The 19112-nt window shown below is 58.4% G+C and carries 10 protein-coding genes and 1 pseudogene; 2 read left to right on the forward strand and 9 right to left on the reverse strand.

Annotated elements, in window-relative coordinates; genetic code table 11:
- Positions 1-13 precede the first annotated feature (13 nt).
- The 8 genes and pseudogenes from QZ511_RS04290 to QZ511_RS04325 form a co-directional block, all read right to left on the reverse strand.
- Entirely contained in the window at positions 14-1600 is a 1587-nt protein-coding gene (locus QZ511_RS04290; RefSeq protein ID WP_295799458.1) for a sodium/sugar symporter, read from the reverse strand.
- Between the two features lie 53 nt (positions 1601-1653).
- Positions 1654-2322, reverse strand: coding sequence for a 2-dehydro-3-deoxy-6-phosphogalactonate aldolase (locus tag QZ511_RS04295; protein WP_295799460.1), 669 nt, complete (start codon positions 2320-2322; stop codon positions 1654-1656).
- Positions 2316-3255 (reverse strand): annotated as a pseudogene (locus QZ511_RS04300) (2-dehydro-3-deoxygalactonokinase). The gene QZ511_RS04295 and the pseudogene QZ511_RS04300 overlap by 7 nt, the downstream one beginning before the upstream one ends.
- Positions 3255-4019, reverse strand: coding sequence for an SDR family oxidoreductase (locus tag QZ511_RS04305; protein WP_295799464.1), 765 nt, complete (start codon positions 4017-4019; stop codon positions 3255-3257). Before QZ511_RS04305 ends, QZ511_RS04300 begins: the two are co-directional and overlap by 1 nt.
- A 51-nt stretch (positions 4020-4070) precedes the next feature.
- A complete protein-coding gene (locus QZ511_RS04310) occupies positions 4071-6986 on the reverse strand; it encodes a TIM-barrel domain-containing protein (protein ID WP_295799467.1) in 2916 nt (971 codons plus the stop codon).
- 36 nt (positions 6987-7022) lie between these two features.
- Positions 7023-8711: a DUF5597 domain-containing protein gene (locus tag QZ511_RS04315; RefSeq protein ID WP_295799470.1), complete on the reverse strand. Its 1689-nt coding sequence runs from the start codon at positions 8709-8711 to the stop codon at positions 7023-7025.
- A 67-nt stretch (positions 8712-8778) separates the two neighbouring features.
- Positions 8779-11661, reverse strand: coding sequence for a TonB-dependent receptor (locus QZ511_RS04320; protein ID WP_295799473.1), 2883 nt, complete (start codon positions 11659-11661; stop codon positions 8779-8781).
- A gap of 65 nt (positions 11662-11726) precedes the next feature.
- Positions 11727-14186 carry a glycoside hydrolase family 95 protein gene (locus QZ511_RS04325; RefSeq protein WP_295799475.1) on the reverse strand — a complete coding sequence of 820 codons (2460 nt, stop codon included), beginning with the start codon at positions 14184-14186 and terminating at the stop codon, positions 11727-11729.
- Between the two features lie 309 nt (positions 14187-14495).
- Here QZ511_RS04325 and QZ511_RS04330 point away from each other — a divergent pair, with 309 nt between their 5' ends.
- Positions 14496-15233 carry a FadR/GntR family transcriptional regulator gene (locus QZ511_RS04330; RefSeq protein WP_295799478.1) on the forward strand — a complete coding sequence of 246 codons (738 nt, stop codon included), beginning with the start codon at positions 14496-14498 and terminating at the stop codon, positions 15231-15233.
- Positions 15234-15317: 84 nt separating this feature from the next.
- The gene (locus QZ511_RS04335; RefSeq protein WP_295799481.1) at positions 15318-16697 is read left to right on the forward strand and encodes a sodium:alanine symporter family protein; all 1380 of its coding nucleotides are present in this window, start codon (positions 15318-15320) and stop codon (positions 16695-16697) included.
- Between the two features lie 102 nt (positions 16698-16799).
- Here the strand turns inward: QZ511_RS04335 and QZ511_RS04340 are convergent, their stop codons facing one another.
- The gene (locus QZ511_RS04340; protein ID WP_295799485.1) at positions 16800-19085 is read right to left on the reverse strand and encodes a nitric-oxide reductase large subunit; all 2286 of its coding nucleotides are present in this window, start codon (positions 19083-19085) and stop codon (positions 16800-16802) included.
- Positions 19086-19112: the final 27 nt, after the last annotated feature.

The following is a 19112-nucleotide window of genomic DNA, read 5'->3' on the forward strand; positions in this document are numbered from 1 at the left end:
ACCGTGGATGTAATCACCACCAGGTGGTATAGAGTGCAATCAAGATCAGGGTGACGCCCACAGCGGCAAGGTTGAAAGTCTGACCTGTGGCGAAATTGATTTCGCCCACCGCGATTACTTCAGAAGCTACGGGGGTGGTGCCGTCGCGGCGCCGGCCTTGCCACAGGGAAGTTGCGATTGCGGCGCTCAGGCAGAACAGGAATACCATTCCGATACGGTCCATGAACGGGAGTTCGGGCCACCAGTACCAGAATACTGACGACAGTGCTGCTGAACCGATGCCCGCGACCAGTGCGGAGTCGGCAGTGGCTTTTGGCCAGAACACACCGAGCAGGAATAGTACGGTGATTCCTGGGGTAAAGAAGCCGGTAAACTCCTGGATGTACTGGAACGCCTGGTCGAACTGACCCAGCAATGGCTGTGCGCAGGTCATGCCAAGTACCAGTGAGACGATAGCGACAACACGGCCGACTCGCACATAGTGCTTTTCACTGCGACCCGGCTGGTAGCGGGAATAGATATCCATGGTAAATATCGTGGAGATACTGTTGGTCATGGATGCAAGAGAAGACACAATGGCGGCCACCAGGGCAGCAAAAATCAGGCCCTTGAAGCCAGAGGGCATCAGGTTCATCAGTTGGGGATAGGCTTGGTCCGGGCGCTCCAGCTGTGGTAGCAGTATCACCGCAGCAATACCCGGCAGCACCACAATGAGCGGCATTAGCAGTTTCAGGTAGGCTGCAAAAGCGATGCCTTTCTGCCCTTCCTCAATGCTCTTTGCCCCCAGTGCGCGCTGAATGATGTACTGGTTGAAGCCCCAGTAGGCGAAGTTGACTACCCACATGCCACCGAGTAATACCGAAAGGCCGGGCAGGCTCATATAGTGTGGATTGTCCTTTGACAGGATCATATCGAACTTCTCCGGCGCCGCACGGGTGAGTTCACTGAAACCGGCGAGCACGCCGCCGCCACTTGCAGCACCGATCTGATCCAGTGCGAGCCAGGACAACACCAGCCCGCCAATTACCAGTAAAACCACCTGGATTATGTCCGTCAATGCCACCGCTTTGAGCCCGCCATAGAGCGAGTAGGCGGCCGAGAACAGACCCAGGAACAGCAGTCCAAACAGCAGGTCGACACCGGCGATGGCATTAATTGCCAGGGCTCCCAGCCACAGTACCGAGGTAAGGTTCACGAATACGTACACGCCCAGCCAGAAAATCGCCAGTACCACTTTCACCCGGCTGTCGTAACGCTGCTCGAGAAACTGTGGCATGGTGTAAATGCCCTTGCGCACAAATACCGGCAGAAAGTATTTACCTACCAGAATCAGGGTGATGGCTGCCATCCACTCATACGAGGCAATAGCAAGCCCGATGGCATAGCCGGAACCGGACATGCCAATAATCTGTTCGGCAGAAATATTGGCGGCAATCAGCGACGCGCCCACCGCCCACCACGGCAGGCCCTTGCCGGCGAGAAAGTAATCGCTGGTATTTTTTTCGTGGTTTTCTTTCTCTCGCGATACCAGGTAACCGATAGTGATCAGTATCGCCACATATGAAAAAATTATTGCAAGATCAATTGCTGCGAGTTGCATAGTTGCGCTTCTCCAGTCATTATTTTTTTACTGAGAAAGTTTGGGTTTGTTTCCTATTTTTCCTCATCTACAGTGGCATCGCCGCGGGTGATGGCAGCCGGGTGCGGTCGTAGCGTGCGCATCGCGGTTAACATGGTGTCTGCTCGATGGCCGATTTCATTCAGGCTCAGACCTGGACGAAACAAGCTGGAGCCTGTGCCGAACCCATCCACCCCGGCCTTTAGGTAAGCAGCAAAATCTGGCGCATCGATACCTCCCACCGCCAACAGGGGAATTTCCGGCAGGACCGCTCGCAATGCCGTCACCGACTGCGGAGAAATCATCGTAGCGGGAAACAGCTTTATTCCATCGGCACCGGTTGCCAATGCGCGGAATGCTTCGGTGGGTGTGCAACAGCCGGGTAGCGAAACCATATTCCGACGCTTGGTCTGTACCATCACATCCGGGTCGTAGTTCGGGGATACCACCAAACGCCCGCCGGCTGCAGCCACTTCCCGCACCTGGACGGTATCCGTCACCGTGCCTGCACCTACCAGCGCGCTGTGCCCCAGGCACCGACTGATGCGGTAGATAGACTCCAGCGCCTCGGGCGAATTGAGGGGGACTTCGATAATGGTGAAGCCGCGCGCTATCAGCAGTTCCGCTACTGGCGCCGCCTCTTTTGGCGTAATTCCACGCAAAATGGCCACTAACGGACATTGATCCAGGTAGCCGGTCAGCATGGGGATACGTCCTGTGTCTGGTTTTGTTTGCGATGTCCGCCATGTGTGGTCGACGTAGTTGCGCAGATTTGCGCAACCCCTTTTACAACGGTCTCGGCCGGATCCAGCGGTCGCAATTCAACCGCGAATCTTTCCGCGGCCTGTTGGTAGAGTTCGGCCAGGTGGTTGTCGCCAATCAATAATAATTCACCCTCTGGGGTGAATAATTCCTTGCCGTGACTAAATTCGCTGCCGATCAGGATGCCGGAAAGATACGCCGACATGGATTGGCCGCTGACGTCTTCACACAGTGTGCGGGCTCGCGCGGCGAATACCTGGTTGAGCATTCCACCGGGACCAACGCTCTCCGCAAGGCCTTTGTGGAAACTTGCGTTGTTTTGTTTTTCACGGTTCAGAACCGCACCGATAGAACTGTGGTGGTGCAATAGAGCGAACATTTCACCGGTAAAAAAGGTAGCGAAATCGTGGATGCGACCTTCGATAACCCGTACCCACTTGCTGTGAGTGCCGGGGAGAATAACAAGCGCATCCCGCAGACCAGTAATTTCCAATGCGCCGAATACCTGACTTTCTTCCCCGCGCATTACATCCGGCGTGCCTGCAGGGCTAACACAGCGTACTCCCGGCACCAGAAATACATTGGATTCGGTAGGTACCGGCATCAGGTCTTGACCCAGTGCTTCTGGGGTTGTGGGGCAAGCTACATAGGGTGCCTCGCACCAGCCGGCTGCCGATCATGCCGCAGAGATAGACCGGTATACCCGGCCAGCGCGCCTGCCAATCGCCGCAATACTTCTGCAGTACTTGACTATAATTGCCGTCACAGTTGTGCACGCCCAGCGGTGCATGGCGGCTCCCGGCAATATTGCCGTCGGCGTCCACCAAGTACACGCGGATATTGGTTGTGCCCCAATCTACCACGATCCGTTGCATCAGGTACGCCCCCCGTCCACCACCAGGGCCTGGGCGCTGATCATGCGCGCGGCATTGGAGGCAAGAAACAGTGCGGCGTCGGCAATGTCCTGCTCACAGATGGTGTGTTTAAGGCACTGCTGATCCAGGCATTCCCGCAGCGCTTCCTCGGTCACCCACAGTCGCTTTTGACGCTCCGTCATTACCCAGCCGGGGACCAGCGCGTTTGCGCGGATATTGTCCGGGCCCAGCTCGCGGGCCAGGGCCTTGGTCAGTCCGATGATGCCGGCTTTGGCGGTTACGTAGGCGGGGTAGCCGGACAGACCGAGCATGGCCGAATTGGAGCCCACATTGATAATGCAGCCGCCGCCCAGTGCGCGCATGCCCGCAGCAACTTTCTGCGCGCTGAAAAAATGTGGGCGCAGGTTGGTGTTGAGTGAAGTGTCCCAGGCATCTGGATCCATACCATCCAGAGTGTGACGAGTGTCGCGAGCAGCGTTGTTGATCAGTATCCGGATTGCCCCAATTTTATCCGCTGCGCTCTCGATGCAGGTCTGCAGGCGGTTGATGTCGGTAATATCACACTGTTGGAAAAACGGTGTACTGCCGGTTTCCGTCTCGATTTCCGCGCACAGTGCCTGTGCTTTTGCTTCGTCCAGGGATACGAAAGCCACGCGGGCACCGGCACGGCAGAATGCGCGCACGAACGCAGCACCGATACCGGAACCACCGCCGGTAATAAAGACCGCGCTATCGTGCAGGTCCGGGTAACTCGCAGTATTCACAGTTCTATACTCTTGCTTGTTTTTTTGAATGCATCAGAAATCGGGAACGCGTTAACCGCGTTTGACGGTTACGCTGCTGCCGCTATACCGGACGGTTTCGTCAATACCGGTATCCAGCTCGAACGGCTTATCGTTGGCATCGATCCAGCGTACTCTGATCTCCCGTTGCTTCGCCATACCTTCGAAGCTTCCGTTGCGTTCACCGATAGTGAGCTGTCCGGTAGTGTCGTTATAGCTGACCGGGATACGCGACCACTCGCCGTTCTCATAGCCATAGCTCACCCCGTCATCCTCGTAGATTTCGAAGTGCCCGTCAGCGCCGGTGAATACGTTCAGGGTCAGCGGGGTGTTGAGACTATCCGCGGTGCTCTGGATTTCCGGACCGGTGGGCAGGATGCTGCCGGCTTTTACGTACAGCGGCATCCGGGTGTAGGGCGCGTCGGCCTCAATGGTCTGACCGCCGCGGTACTTCTCGCCGCTGTTGACGTCGTACCAGTCGGCACCTGCAGGCAGATAGACGTCCCGCGAACGGGCGCCGAATTCGGTGACCGGATTGACCAGCAGGGACGGGCCAAACATGTACTGGGTATTGATATCGCGCACCTTCGGGTCGCTGCCGAAGTCCATTGCCAGTCCGCGCATCATGGTGCCGTCCCTGTGGTGGGCGTCGCCCGCCAGGGTGTAGATATAGGGCATTAATCGATAGCGCAGTTTGGTGTATTCCACCATGCTGTTGTAGGTGTCGCTGCCCTCGTCGGCGATATTGAATATCTCGCGGTAGGGGTTCTGTCCATGGGAGCGGAACAGCGGGGTAAATGCGCCGAACTGGAACCAGCGCAGGTTCAGTTCCTGCCACTCCTGCTGTTCACTTTCTGCCATTTCCTTGTAGTTACCAACCACCACATCGCCGTTGTAGCGGAACCGGTCCTCCGGGGTGAAGCCCCCGATATCGAAGGTCCAGTAGGGCATGCCCGCCATGCCGACACCGATACCCGCGGCGATCTGCTCTTCCAGGTTGGACCAGCGCGAAACCACGTCGCCACTCCAGATCGCCGAGGCAGTGCGCTGGATACCGCCGAAGCCGGAACGGGTGAGAATGAACGCGCGCTTGTCACCGTCGGTTTCACGCTCGCCCTGATACACGGTTTCCGCATGGGGCAGGGCGTAGGCGTTGAACATTTCCGCTCCGGTGCCCAAGGCGTTCGGGGTGATCAGGTCCTTGCGGTGTTTGAAGCTCAGGTTGGAGTGAATATCCGGTTCCACTGCGTCCAGCCACCAGGCATCGAAGCCGACAGTGTTGAGCTTGTCGCGGATCTGGCTCCAGTATATTTCCCGGCATTCCGGGTTATAGGCATCGTAGAAGGTATTCAGGTAGCCGCCGCCGATCCAGTCCAGGTTCTGTTCCTCGATGTTCTTGTTGAACATACAGCCCTTGGCATCGAGCACGGCGTAGTTGTCCGTGGTGGGATAGAACTTGGGCCACACGGAAATCATGATATTGGCATCGAGGTCATGCACCCGGTCCACCATGGCCCTGGCATCCGGGAAGTGTTCCTTATCGAAATCGTGACTGCCCCAGGCGTCTTCCGGCCAGTAGGACCAGTCAAGCACGATATTGTCGATGGGAATTTTGCGCTCGCGGTACTCTTCCAGTGCACCAAGTAATTCGTCCTGTGACTTGTAGCGCTCTCGGCTCTGCCAGAAACCGAAAGCCCACTTCGGCAGCATGGTGGCTTTGCCGGTGAGCTCGCGGTAGCCGGAAATTACCTCGTCCTTGTTTTCGCCGGCGACGAAATAGTAATCCACCGCCTTGCCGGTATCCGCGGCAAAGGACAGTTGCTGTTGTTCCTGCTCCGGTAGCGGACCGTGTTGCAGCAGGCGCATGTAGCCGCCCTGGGGTTGCCACTCGAGATCGAGCTGATACTTTTCACCAGCCTTGAGGTCTACTTTGGCATTGTGATACCAGGGGTTCCAGTTCATACGCCAGCGATTCAGAAGTTCTTCGCCGTCCAGTGAAAGGCTGGCATAGCCACTGGAGTACATTTTAAATTCGTGCTCGCCGCTCTCCGTGGGTTTGATGGTGCCAGTCCACTGGATACGCAGGTCCTTCGCCTCCGCCACCTCTTCGGGCAGCGGAATTTCACGCACGCTGGCGTGGGACAGGAACTGATAGTTCAGATCTGCTTCGGCGCGCTCAAGTTTGAGCTCGTCGCCGTCGTAATAGCGTGCGGTGAGTCCACCGGCTTCGCCCTTGGCGTCATACAGTTCGAACCCTTCCGGCAGAGGCTGCGGCGGTAGCGGGTCGCCAATACGGCTGATACCGGTGTTATTCCACAGTAGTCCATAGTTTCGGTTGGAAATCAGGTACGGGATGCTGATCTCAAGGTTATAGGTGGTGAGTTCGATATTCTCGCCCCGGTAGTTCACGCGGCCATCCTGTTGCTGGCCGAGCCCGTAGAAGGCTTCATCGGGCTGTGGCTGGAAACGCTGGCGAAAGGAGTGGGAATCCGCATCGACGGGACCGGGCTCGTTGATGACCTGCCCCATGCTGCGGCTGGCTTCCGCCAAGAGGGTAATACCCGCTGCATTCTTGAATTCCACCGCGCCGCTATCCAGGGATACTTCTGCGGTCACTGCCGTGGTTTTCACCAACAGCTCGCCGTTCTCTTCGGCAATGGTGAAGGGAATATCCCTGGGCTGGGCGATGACCATCAGGGTGTCCGGCAGGTTGCTGAAATCCTGCTGCGGGGTGGCGGTCACACGGATGATCTCTTCGTCGATGATCTGCACACGGACATTGTGGAAATCACTGTCCGCAAGAGTCACCACCGCGCCGTGCGGTGTTTTTTTCCAGCTGGCGTGAGCCGCGGGTTTACCTTGCTGAGTATTCTGTTGACCGTCACAGCCATAGAGTGCGGGAAAGAGGGCCAGCGCAAGCAGTGCGCCTTTGGGCTTGAAATTTTTCATGGTCTTTTCCGTTGTTATATTTGTATTGATGATCGTTCAATCGATTTTGTAGGTGGCGAGCTTTACCCTGAGCACGTGGGGACGGTAGATAAAGTTCAGGCCCCAATCGGTCTGGTCGCCATTCCATACGCGCTCGAATACCCATTCGCCGTCTTCAAAATGGCCTTCCTCCACACGGTCAAAGGTAAACTGCTCACCTTGCAGTTCCCTGCTGGGAGCAAAGCTGACGCGCGCGTGGTAGCCGATAACCAGGTATTCATTTTTTCCGAGTTCCGCAATCACCGCGCCACCGGAGGCGGGGTCATTACCCTTGGGTGGGTCTATCCAGAAGGCGGGACGGCCATAGGTGATTTCTGCGGTCCAGTCCCCGAGATCCTGGCGCTGCGTAAAGTCCTCGGGATCTCTCTGTTCCTTCTCCTCAGCTTCGCTACCCCTGGCGTTCCACAGTTCCTTGTCCGCTACGTAGGTATCCACCGGTTCGGAAAAGCCCCAGGTGCGATGGTTCAGGCTGATATCCGCCCATTCTGAACCCATGGAACCGAAGACCCTGTACAGATCCGCGAAGGGTTTGATGACCTTCTCATCCACGGTCTCCGCACCCAGCGGGTAGTTGGAGTACTTTGTGTTGTCCATACCGAAGGGCGCGAAGCCGAGGGCGCCGTGACCCAGGGCGTCAAAGAAATAGCGCACGTAGGGCTGGTCGTTGCCGATCTCGGCGATATAGAGCGGGTTGTCGTCGCGCGCATAGAGGTCCATTACCCTCGTTGCGGTCTTGTGATCGCGGAAGTAGATATCGGGGGAGATCATGTCGATATGCGGCGCCGCGGATTTCCAGATATGGATCACATTGTCGGTGGCGCCGCCGCTGGAATACTGACCCGGTTTGCCGGGGTTGAACGGGTTGCGCAGGGCCACGTTGACGTACATCGGGAGCGGGTATACCTCCTTGCCTGCTTCGGCAATTTCATCCACAAACCGACCGATATGCCAGGCATGGAAAAATTCGTCGGCGTCTTTGCCGAAGACCTCGGTCCAGTTGCCGGGTGCCTTGCCGGTATCATTGAGTAGTTTTTGCGGTACCGGCTGCTGGAAAATTTTCTGCGGGGTCTCGGAGTAGTCCCGCGCTGAACCATAGGTTCCCACCTCATTCTCGACCTGTACCATGATGACAGTGCGCTGGCGATCCACCTTTTTCAGGTGTCGCATCAGCTGTACGAAAGCTTTCTTGTCCGCCTCCAGGGTGCTGCGGTGGTGGGGCGACAGGGAGTTCAGGGTCTCGCCTTTTTCAGTTTTGACCCTGGGGAATCGCTGGTTGTCCAGCTTCACCCAGGACGGAGCATAGTGCGGGGCGTTGTTCTTCCATGTGGCGAACCACAGCAGCACCAATCGCACCTGTTTTTCCCGTGCCTGCTCGATCAGGGTGTCCACAAAGGAAAAATCGAATTCGCCTTCCCTGGGCTCCACCTGTTCCCAGGCCACAGGAATGACCAGGGTGTTTGCATGCATCTGCTCCACCACCGGCCACACGTCCGGGAGTGCCGCCGGGTAGTTGGCGGAGTTGTTGGTCTGGGCGGCGAGTAACAGGAAGGGCTTTCCGTCCACCACAAGTGCGTGTCGGCCGCGTTCCTGCACAATACTGGGGATGTTGCTGGCCGCATGGGTCGCCCCACTTGCGACAAGGATCAGCAGGAGTAGCGGCAAATAACGGAGGGTAAATCTTCTCATGGTGAAAACAATTCTCGATGAAAGATGCCCCCCTGAAGGGGGGCTCCAAGGTTCTGACTGACGTCTATCAGAAGGTGGTGGTCATGCGCATGATGTAAGTGGTGTCATTTACGTATGCGCTCTTGTGATCACCGGCAGCGTTCTGGTCTGCGATCAGGACAGTTTCCGCGTTACCCACGTTGATGGCTTGCAGGCTGATTGCGAGATTCTCGTTAAATCGATACTCCACTGAGGCATCGAGCTGTCCGTAGTCATCGTTGTAGACCGGCAACCGCCACTGCCCATTGACATCGCCGTTGAAACCGTTCTGTCCCACGCCCATGAGGAACTTGCTGCGCCAGTTGTAGGCGAGACGCGCGGAAATCGGACCTTTTTCATACATTGCCGTGAAGTTGTAGGCATTGCGTGAAATTCCGGTAAACGGGAGGTCTGCATAGCTGGAGAAATCTGTATCGACTGGCTGTGAAATGTCTTCCAGGTTCATCTCACTGTCGATATATGTGTATGTCGCATCTATGCCCAGGCCGTTAAATGGTTCGGGTAGTTGGTCGAAAAACTTCTTCAGACCGATTTCCGCCCCCTGGAGTTTGCCCTCACCATTGTTCGTGGGGCGGGCAACGTTATAGGTCCAGCCGTCGTACTCTTCACGAACAAACTCGCGACTGATCAAATCGGAAATGTTTTTATGGAATACGTTGATGTGGGCCATGCCCCCGGTATCGTTGAAATACCACTCGAGAGACAGGTCAAACTGATCGGCTAGCGTGGGGTCAAGAGCGGGGTTGTCGTAAAGGTCCGCAGTAAGAATAAAGTTTTCCAGAGCCGGAGCATCTTCCAGGGTGACTCCGTTGGGCAGTGATGCACTTAATACCTGATATGCCTGCAGGTCGCTGAAGGCAGGCCGCGCGATGGCTCGAGCCGCAGCGAAGCGCAGCAGAAGGTCGTCGCTGAGTTCCATTTTCAGGTTAAGGCTGGGGAGTACATTGGTGTAGCTGTTATCCACCGACAGTGATTGTTCATCGCGGTAAAAGCCCATGTCCCCGTTGATATCTGTCACGGTGGTCGGATAGATGGTGTTACCACGGGTGGACATTTCCGTCTTCACTACACGGACACCGACATTGCCGTTAACCGGGTATTTAAGCTGATCCCAGCCAAAATAGGTCATGGCATAGATGGCGCTGGTGTTCTCGTCCTGTAGGTTGGTGTAGGCATCTTCGTTGATGTCGCGCACCGTGATGGGGCCGTAGCAGCAAAGGTAGTTGCCGGAGTCTGCCGCCTGCTGATGCAGGTCAACGAATGACTGTGGGAAACCGGATGCCAGGCTGCTATTCGGCGTCATGAAAAAGCCCGGGTGGGCCCCGTCACCACGATAGAAATTGTCCAGTTTGTTCAGTGTCAGCAGGTTGGGATTCGCTGCCGGCATTGGTGCCATGCCATCGAGTGCCCACCAGCGCATCCACTGTTGGTAGATGGGCTGCCAGTCATATCCCGTGTCGTGGTTTTCAGAGGTGGTATCGGTAAACCGGACACCAAATTTGGCACCGCGGATAGTCCCCGAATCAAAAGTGTATTCCGCATCCAGGCGCACGGCGCTTTCTTCCGCCTCGTTATCTGTGCGGTTGTCCATGGTGAAGGCCATATAATAATTGGCCGGATCGCTCAGGTAGTCTGCATCGCTGCGCATCTCCGGACGGCCGCCGGTCAGGTCCACATCCAGGTATGCCACTTCGACACCGCTGGCAACGGTGGCGTCCAGACTTTTGGTCTCCGCCATAACATGTTGCAGATCGAAATTTATGTTCCAGTTTTCGTTGGGGTGCCACTGCAGGTTGTAGGAAATGTCAGTGGTTTCCGACTCCCGGTCCTGGAATCGTGCAGCAGCTCCCATGGGAATGCCCCCGGTGACAGAGGCAAGTTTCCCTTTGCGGAAAATGCCGTTGCTGTCGTAAGTGAACTCGGTGCCGTCGGCGGGGACAATATCGAGTGGCCAGTTGTCGACGAAGATCGAGCTTTCATCCCAGAATTCTGCATACTGGCTGTTGAATACCTGGAAATACATTTCTGTAGTGTCGTTTACCCGCCACTGAACTACGCCGTAAGAACCCTGGCGTTCGCGGTCAAACTCGTAGCTGCGCCAGTCGGCACCGCGGGGAACATAGACGGTCTGGCCGTCGACGAGATTGTCTCGCGGGAAAAACGCGCGGGTGTATACGCCGTCGGTGCGAGTTGCGGCTTCTGAATAGGCGAAATCGAGGAGTACGCCTACTTCGCCCTGGCCCACGCCCCAGCGGTTACTGAATAGGGCGGAGGCCGATGGACTGGTTTCTTCTGCGAAGTCTCCGTAGCTACCCTCTGCGGTAAAGGAGATTTCAGAACTGTCGTAGTCAAAGGGCTTCTTGGTGCGGAGATTTACCGTGCCGCCGAGACCGCCTTCGACCAGATCTGCACTCTGGTTTTTATAGACGTCGACACCGGCCATCAATTCGGGTGGAACGTCCTGAAAACTGAGGGCGCGCCCGCCGTCAGCGGTGAAACTGTCACGTCCATTCAGTTCGCTGCGGACCATGGTGAGGCCGCGGACCATGACCCCGGACCCCTCAGCCGAGAAATGTTCTGGATCACCCAGTGATTTGAAGTGCGTGATGCTGACCCCGGGAATTCGCTGCAATGCCTCGGTGACACTGCGATCGGGCAGCTTTCCAATATCGGATGCGACAATGGAGTCGACAATCTGTTCTGCATCCCGTTTGATGTCCTGGGCGGACATAATGCTGAGGCGTTGCCCGGTAACCGTAACCTCCTCTACAGACTGGCTGTTCTCGGTATCCTCTTTCGAATCTTCCTGAGCCAAAGTTACTGTCCCCAGCGCCATCAGGGAAATCCCCGAGGCAACCCGGATTACCTGTGACAACCTGGACCTGGCAAATAGCTTTTTATAGTTATGCATCTCTCTTCTCCCATCTTTATGGTGGATTATTTTTACCGCTAAGACTTTGAATACCTCTGTTATTGCTATTCGCCCGACACCGGAGAGCTCTGCGGCTCAAACCGGGTGAGCAGATAGCTTTTTCCGGCCCGGGCGGTGAAGGCTTTGCTGGTGCCCCTGCCGTCCATGGCGAGAATTTTTTTACTGCCGGCTTCGCGCAGGACAAAGTCGGCGTTTTCCGGCAGTTGCAGCTGAATTTCCCCATCGCTGCCGGTATACAGCCGTGCTTGTTGCAATTGCCGCTCTTGCCAGTGCATATCGACGGTGACATTACCCCGTGCGCGCAGGCCGGTGACACGTCCGTCGGGCCAGGACTGCGGTAGCGCTGGCAGCAACTGAATCCGGCCGTTTTTTGATTGCAGCAGCATTTCCGCCATGCCCGCGGTCGCACCAAAATTTCCGTCAATCTGGAATGGTGGGTGGCTACTCCACAGGTTGGGCAGGGTGCTGTCTTTCAGTTGCGCGGCGAGGATCTTGTGGGCGCGATCGCCGTTGTTGAGGTTTGCCCACAGGGCGATTTTCCAGGCGCGGCTCCAGCCGGTGCCGGCATCGCCGCGGGCATTCAGGGAGTTGCGTGCGGCTTCCAGCAGTTCCGGGGTGTTCGCACTGATTTTTTCGCCGGGGAACAGTGCGTAGAGGTGGGAGACATGGCGATGCTGGTTTTCCGGATCGTCCAGATCCTGTTTCCATTCCTGTAACTGGCCCCATTTACCGATACGCAGCCCCGGATCGAGGTTTTCCAGGGCGATATTGAGTTCACTGGCAAAGGCGGTGTCGCCGAGCAGGCTGGCGGCATCGCGGGTACTGCTGAGGAGTTCGTGCACCAGTTGCTGGGACATGGCGGCGCCGATGGTGAAGTTGCCGTGTTCCGGGGAGTAGCTCGGTGATACCACCAGTTTGCCGTCCCGCGGATCTTCGATCAGGCTGTCGAGCCACAGTTGCGCTGCGGCTTTCATTACCGGGTAGGCGCGCTCACGCAGGAAGCGCTGGTCGCGGTTAAAGCGGTAATGCTCGTAATAGTGGTCTGCGAGCCAGGCGCCGGCCTCCGGTTGCCAGAAGGCGGTGGGCCAGTCGATCACGCCGCTAAAGCCCCACACATTGGTGTTCAGGAACAGGGTCCAACCCCGTGCCCCGAGCAGCTTTTCTGCGGCGAGCGCGCCGGGTGCCTGCAGGTTGTCGATAAAGTCAAACAGGGGGGCCGTGGTTTCCGCGAGGTTGGTGACTTCCGCCGGCCAGTAATTCATCTGCAGGTTGATATTGGCGTGGTAGTCGGCATTCCATGGCGGGGTGGCGGAGTTATTCCACACCCCCTGCAGGTTGGCCGGCAGTGAACCGGCGCGGGAGCTGCTGATCAACAGGTAGCGGCCGTACTGGAAATACAGCTGCTCCAGGGCGCGGTCAGCAGTACGGTTGCCGGTGCCGTAACTTTCCAGCCACTGATTAATGGGCGGTGCGGCAACTGCGGGCGTGTGTAAATCCAGCCGGACGCGGGAAAAGAGTTCGGCGTAGTCGGCGATATGGCTGTTGCGCAGGACCGGGTAGCCGCCACTGCGCAGTTTGCGGCTGACCCGGTCCATACGTGCCTGCACCATCCTGTGGGGATTGTTGCCGCGGTACTGCGGGTACTCTGCCGCGTATTCGGTGCCCGCTGCCAGTAGCAGGGTGGCGCTGTCGGCGCCAGAAACAGTGAGGGTGCCATCGCGTTCGGTTTGGACCCTTCCGCCCTCGGTTACCAGCTGTAACTGGGCTTCATAGCCAAGGCCGTTGTCGTCGAGCCGGCCGCTGACGGTAATGCGCTGATTTCCCGCATGCGTGTGTGCGGTGCGATTGTCCGGGATCGCGAGCCGCGCGCTGAAGTGAATACTGCCGGGGCGGTTGGAGGACAGGTGCACGGCGATGATTTCATCGGGATAGCTGGCCAGGTATTCGCGGGTGTAGTGCACATCGCCAGAGGAATAGGTCACCGAGGCGACGCCGCTGCGCAGGTCCAGGCTGCGGCGATAGTCATGCACCGCACCCGCGTCCGGGAATTCCAGCACCAGATTGCCGAAGCTCTGGTAGTTGCCGTAACCGGTGATCTTGTGGCCAAGCACGTCGGCCACATCTTGCGGTGGAAGTGCCCCTTTTTTTGCCAGTTCGCCGCGCACCTGTGCCAGAGCGGCGGTGCGGGATTCCCGCGGCAGACCAAAGTCATATTGGCCGGTAGTGTTTTCCTTCGAGCCCGGGCCGCCGGTCCACAGGGTCTTTTCGTTGAATTGCAGGGTGTCGCGGGTAACACCGCCCTGGACCGTAGCGCCGAGGGCGCCGTTGCCGATGGGGAGGCTTTCTGTTTCCCAGCTGCGAGCGGGCTGGTCGAACCAAATTTCCAGTGGCACCGGGTTTTCCGAGGCCGCAGTCATCCCGCTGGCGAGCCACAGGGCCAGCGCGGTGGCAATCCGGTTGCAGGTTGTACCCACCGGTTGGCGGCGGGAGACTTCTCTGTTCATCGCTGTGTCACTGCGTATTTGTTTGTTGTTATTACTACTTGTGACGTTTGGCGCCCGCGCTTGGGCTCCGCTTCAGGTCGCTGCCTGAATTTTCTTTTGTTGTTTTTCTGAGCTTCTCCGGTCTTTTTGCCGGGTGCGAAAATTAAGGTATCACCGGGTGTAATCGTTTACAATATTTATATCAATTATCTGACAAATGGCTGGCGGCGAATTCTGCGGGCTATTTGCCGGGAGGGAACAATCCGCCACGCTTGGCGCGAGGGGGGATGTTTGACATATTTATCTCAGCAGAGAACAAGAGGCCGAACCGTGGATAGAGAGCACAGTGGACGCAACCTGACCCAGCAACTGGTGCACACCCTGGGTGAGTCCATCGCCAGTGGACGCTATCAACCCGGCGACGGGCTGCCGTCCGAGGCGAGCCTGTGTGAGGAATACGGTATCAGCCGCAGCGCCACCCGCGAGGCAATCAAGATGCTGACCGCCAAGGGGCTGATCACATCGCGGCCTCGCCAGGGTATTCGCGTTCAGGTGCGCGCGCGCTGGAACCTGTTCGACCCGGATGTACTGGGCTGGATACTGCGTGCCAGTCCGACCCTGGAAATGCTGCGGGAATTCATGCAGCTGCGCACCGCGATCGAGAAAGAGGCGGCAGCGCTGGCGGCGGCGGAGCAGGACCGGGAGGGCATCGCGGCAATCAGCGACGCGCTGCAGCGGATGAAGGTGGCGGAAGAGGGGCTGGGCGACCCGGTGGAGGCGGATATCGCCTTTCATATCAATATTCTCAACGCCACCAACAACCCCTTCTATATACAGCTGGGCAGCTTTATCGAAACCGCCTTGCGGGTCAGTATTCGCTATACCAACCGCATCAAGGGGGTGGAAACCGCCAGCTATGCCAATCACAAGCACCTGTACGATGCCATCGAGCGCGGTGACGCCGCCGGAGCCAGCAGCGCGTCCGCGGCGATGCAGTCGGAGGCGCTGGCGCTGATTGAGAGTCGCTTGTCTTCCCGGCAGTCACCAGTGGAAGTGGCGGTGGTATAGGCGCTACATCCACTGCAGTTTGAGATTTTCTGCCCGTTGCGCGACCATGGCCGGTTTAATCATTCCGGATTCCCCATCAATTCCATGTCATTTCTCGAATCTCTCGATTCCGCACTGAATACCTTTGTCGCCTACGCTTGGGGCACACCGCTGCTGGTGCTGCTGGTGGGCGGGGGCCTGTTTCTGCTGATCAGTTCCCGCGGCCGCCCCTACCGCCACCTCGGCCACAGTATCGACCTACTGCGGGGCAAGTACGACGACCCCAACGATCCCGGCCAGGTGCCGCACCGACAGGCACTTTCCACCGCGCTGTCGGGCACCCTCGGGCTCGGCAATATCGCCGGGGTGGCGATTGCCATCAGCGCCGGCGGGCCCGGGGCGATTTTCTGGATGTGGGTGACCGCTCTGGTAGGGGTTGCCACCAAGTTCTATACCGCCACCCTGTCGGTGATGTACCGTGGCCGCGACAACAGCGGTGAAATCCAGGGCGGGCCCATGTACGTGATTCGCGAGGGCCTGGGCAAGCGCTGGCAACCGCTGGCCTATCTATTTGCCATTGCCGGGCTGTGTGGCCTGCTGCCGTCGTTCCAGTCCAACCAGACGGTGCAGTTGCTGCGGGTATCTTTCGCGGAACCCCTGGGCTGGGTTTCCGCGGATAACGCCCTGTCATTCGAGTTCGGCCTGGGGGTGGCACTGGCGCTTGCGGCACTGGCGGTCATTGCCGGGCGCATCCAGCGTATCGGCCGCTTTGCGGTGCGTATCGTGCCGGCGATGGTGGTGTTTTACCTGGCGTTGACACTGCTGGTCATCGGTTACTTCTGGCAGGAAATTCCGTCCGCATTTGCACTGATTTTTACCGACGCCTTTACCGGCCAGGCGGTGGCCGGCGGCGCACTGGGTGCGGTAATTACCACCGGTATCAGCCGCGGGGCCTTTTCCAATGAAGCGGGTATCGGCACCGAGTCCCTTGCCCACGGCGCGGCGAAAACCCACGAGCCGGTGCGCGAGGGTGTGGTGGCCATGGTGGGGCCGATTGTGGATACCCTGATTATCTGTACCTGTACCGCGCTGGTGATTTTGCTGACCGGTGTGTGGCAGGGGGGCGAAGGTATCGAAGGGGTTTCCCTCACTGCGGATGCGTTCAGTCACGTGTTCGGCGGCTGGGGCCCGCTACTGCTGCTGGTAATGGTAGTGCCGCTGGCGTTCAGTACCATCGTCACTTTCTGGTATTACGGCATCAAGTGTTTCGTGTTCCTGTTTGGCACCCGCTACCAGTGGATTTATACCGCGCTGTATATGTTGCTGATCGTGTTCGGCGCGGTGGCATCGCTGAATATCGTCAACAACCTGATCATCGGCATGTACGCGGTGATGGCAATTCCCACCATGGTTTCCACACTGCGTTTGTCGGGCAGGGTCAATCGCGCCGCGCACGACTACTTTGTGAAAACACCGGGGGCATAAATAAAAAAAGCTGCACCGAAAATCTTTCGGTGCAGCAAGTCCTGTGAGTGGCAGCACCCTTGTGTGAGGGCGCTGCGAAGGTTGTGAAAAGCCCGTCCCGTGTCAGGTGTTGTTGGCCGGCTGCGCGCTGTCGGTGAGCAGCGGCGGCTGCATTCCGATGTTAAACAGTCCCTTTACCACCTGCCAGCCCACCGCGAGGGCACCGATAATAAATACCACATCGCCGAAGGTGCGCACCCAGCGCAGGGTCTGCAGTAGGTCGCCCTGCATGAAGCTTTCGCTGCGGGCATACCACAGTCCCTCCGAGGCACTGGCGACAAACTGGATGATGCCCACCGGCAGCAGGCTGGTGAACAGCATCAGTGCCAGGCCGCCATTCAGCCACCAGAAGGCGGTTTTCATCAGTCTTTCACTGAATACCAGCTGCGGACGGATGTAGCGCAGTACCAGCAGGGTGAAACCCAGGGCGAGGAAACCGTAGACCCCGAACAGCGCGCCGTGTGCGTGGGTGGCGGTGGTGTTCAGGCCCTGCACGTAATAGAGCGAAATCGGCGGGTTGATGGAGAAGCCCAGTACGCCGGCGCCGAGCATGTTCCAGAAGGCCACGGCGACAAAGAACATCAGCGGCCATTTGATTTTCTGCATCCACTCCGCACGATGCTGCAGGCGATAGTGCTCCCAGGCCTCGTGGCCGAGGACAATCAGCGGCACCACTTCCAGCGCGCTGAAGGTCGCACCCACCGCCATCACCGGAGTGGTAGTGCCAGAGAAATACAGGTGGTGGAAGGTGCCCGGCACGCCGCCGAGCATGAACAGTGAGGCGGAAGCGAGTGAGGCGATGGTGGCCATGCGCTTGGACACCAGCCCCATAGTGCAGAAGATGAACGCCAGGGCCGCGGTGGCGAATACCTCGAAGAAGCCCTCCACCCACAGGTGCACGATCCACCAGCGCCAGTATTCCATGATGGAAATATGAGTGCGCTCGCCGTAGAAGAAACCGGCACCATAGAACAGGCCGATGGCTGCCACCGACGCGGTGAGCAGTACCAGCAGGTGCTTGTCGCCGGGCTGGCGCAGGGCCGGCACGATGCCGCGCAGCATCAGCACCAGCCAGAAGGCGATGCCGGTGAACTTGCCGATCTGCCACAGGCGGCCGAGGTCGACGTATTCATAGCCCTGGTGGCCGAGCCAGAAATTCCACTCCGCCGGCATCACCTGGGCGATGGCCAGGTAGTTGCCGATAAACGAGCCGGCCACCACGGTCACCAGTGCCCAGAACAGGATATCCACACCCAGCTTCTGGAATTTCGGGTCCCTGCCGCCGTTGATGATCGGCGCCAGGAACAGGCCCGCGGCGAGGAAGCCGGTGGCGATCCAGAACAGCGCGGACTGGATGTGCCAGGTGCGCACCAGGCTATAGGGGAACCACTTGGAGGTTTCGATGCCGTAGAACGCCTGCCCTTCCACCGTGTAGTGCGCGGTGAAACCGCCCAGAAACACCTGGAACACGAACAGTGCAATAACAATGAACAGGTACTTGCCCAGGGCCTTCTGCGAAGGGGTGAGGGCAATGGTGGTGAGCGGGTCCTGGCGCGGTGGCGTCGGTTCCTTTGCATCCTCGCTGCGCATAAACGACCAGGCCCACACCAGGCCGCCGATACCGGCGATCAGCAGTACCACACTGACGATGGACCAGACCACGTTTTCCGCGGTGGGACGATTGCCGATCAGCGGTTCGTGGGGCCAGTTGTTGGTGTAGGTGGCCGCGCCGGGCTCGCGCTCGGTGGCGGCGGCCCAGGCGGTCCAGAAGAAAAACTCGCTGAGGCGGTCGCGGCGCTCGGCACTCGGCAGGGTGTCTTCCTTCATCGCGTAACTGCGGCGGGTCTGCTGCAGCTCCGGTGCGTTGCCGAACAGCTGGTGGTAGTAAGCGGCGGTGGCCCCGATGGCCTGCACCCGGCGCTCGCTCAGCACCAGGGTATCGCGGGCAGCGTCGTAGCTGTTGCTGCGGTAGGCCTGCTTGAGCTGGTATTGCAGCGCGTTCTGCTGCGCCGCCTCCAGCTCGCCGTAGGGCTTGCCGTAGTCGTCCTGTGCCGCCAGCTCCAGCCACGCCACCAGTTCCCGGTGCAGCCAGTCCGCGGTCCAGTCCGGTGCCTGGTAGGCGCCGTGGCCCCAGATCGAGCCCAGTTGCATGCCGCCCACGGACTGCCACGCGGTCTGCCCGTCGAGGATGCTGTCGCGGGTCATCAGCAGGGTGCCGTCCTCTGCCACCACCTTGTCCGGAATCGGCGGTGCTACCCGGTACACCTCCTTGCCGAAGTATCCCAATATCCCAAAAGTGACCCCCAGCACGGCAATCAGCGCCCACCAGAGCCTGTAGTACTTGTTCATGGTTCCCCTTTCCTCGTTGTAAATTCG

It is taken from the genome of uncultured Microbulbifer sp., from assembly GCF_913055755.1.
Taxonomy (GTDB): Bacteria; Pseudomonadota; Gammaproteobacteria; order Pseudomonadales; family Cellvibrionaceae; genus Microbulbifer.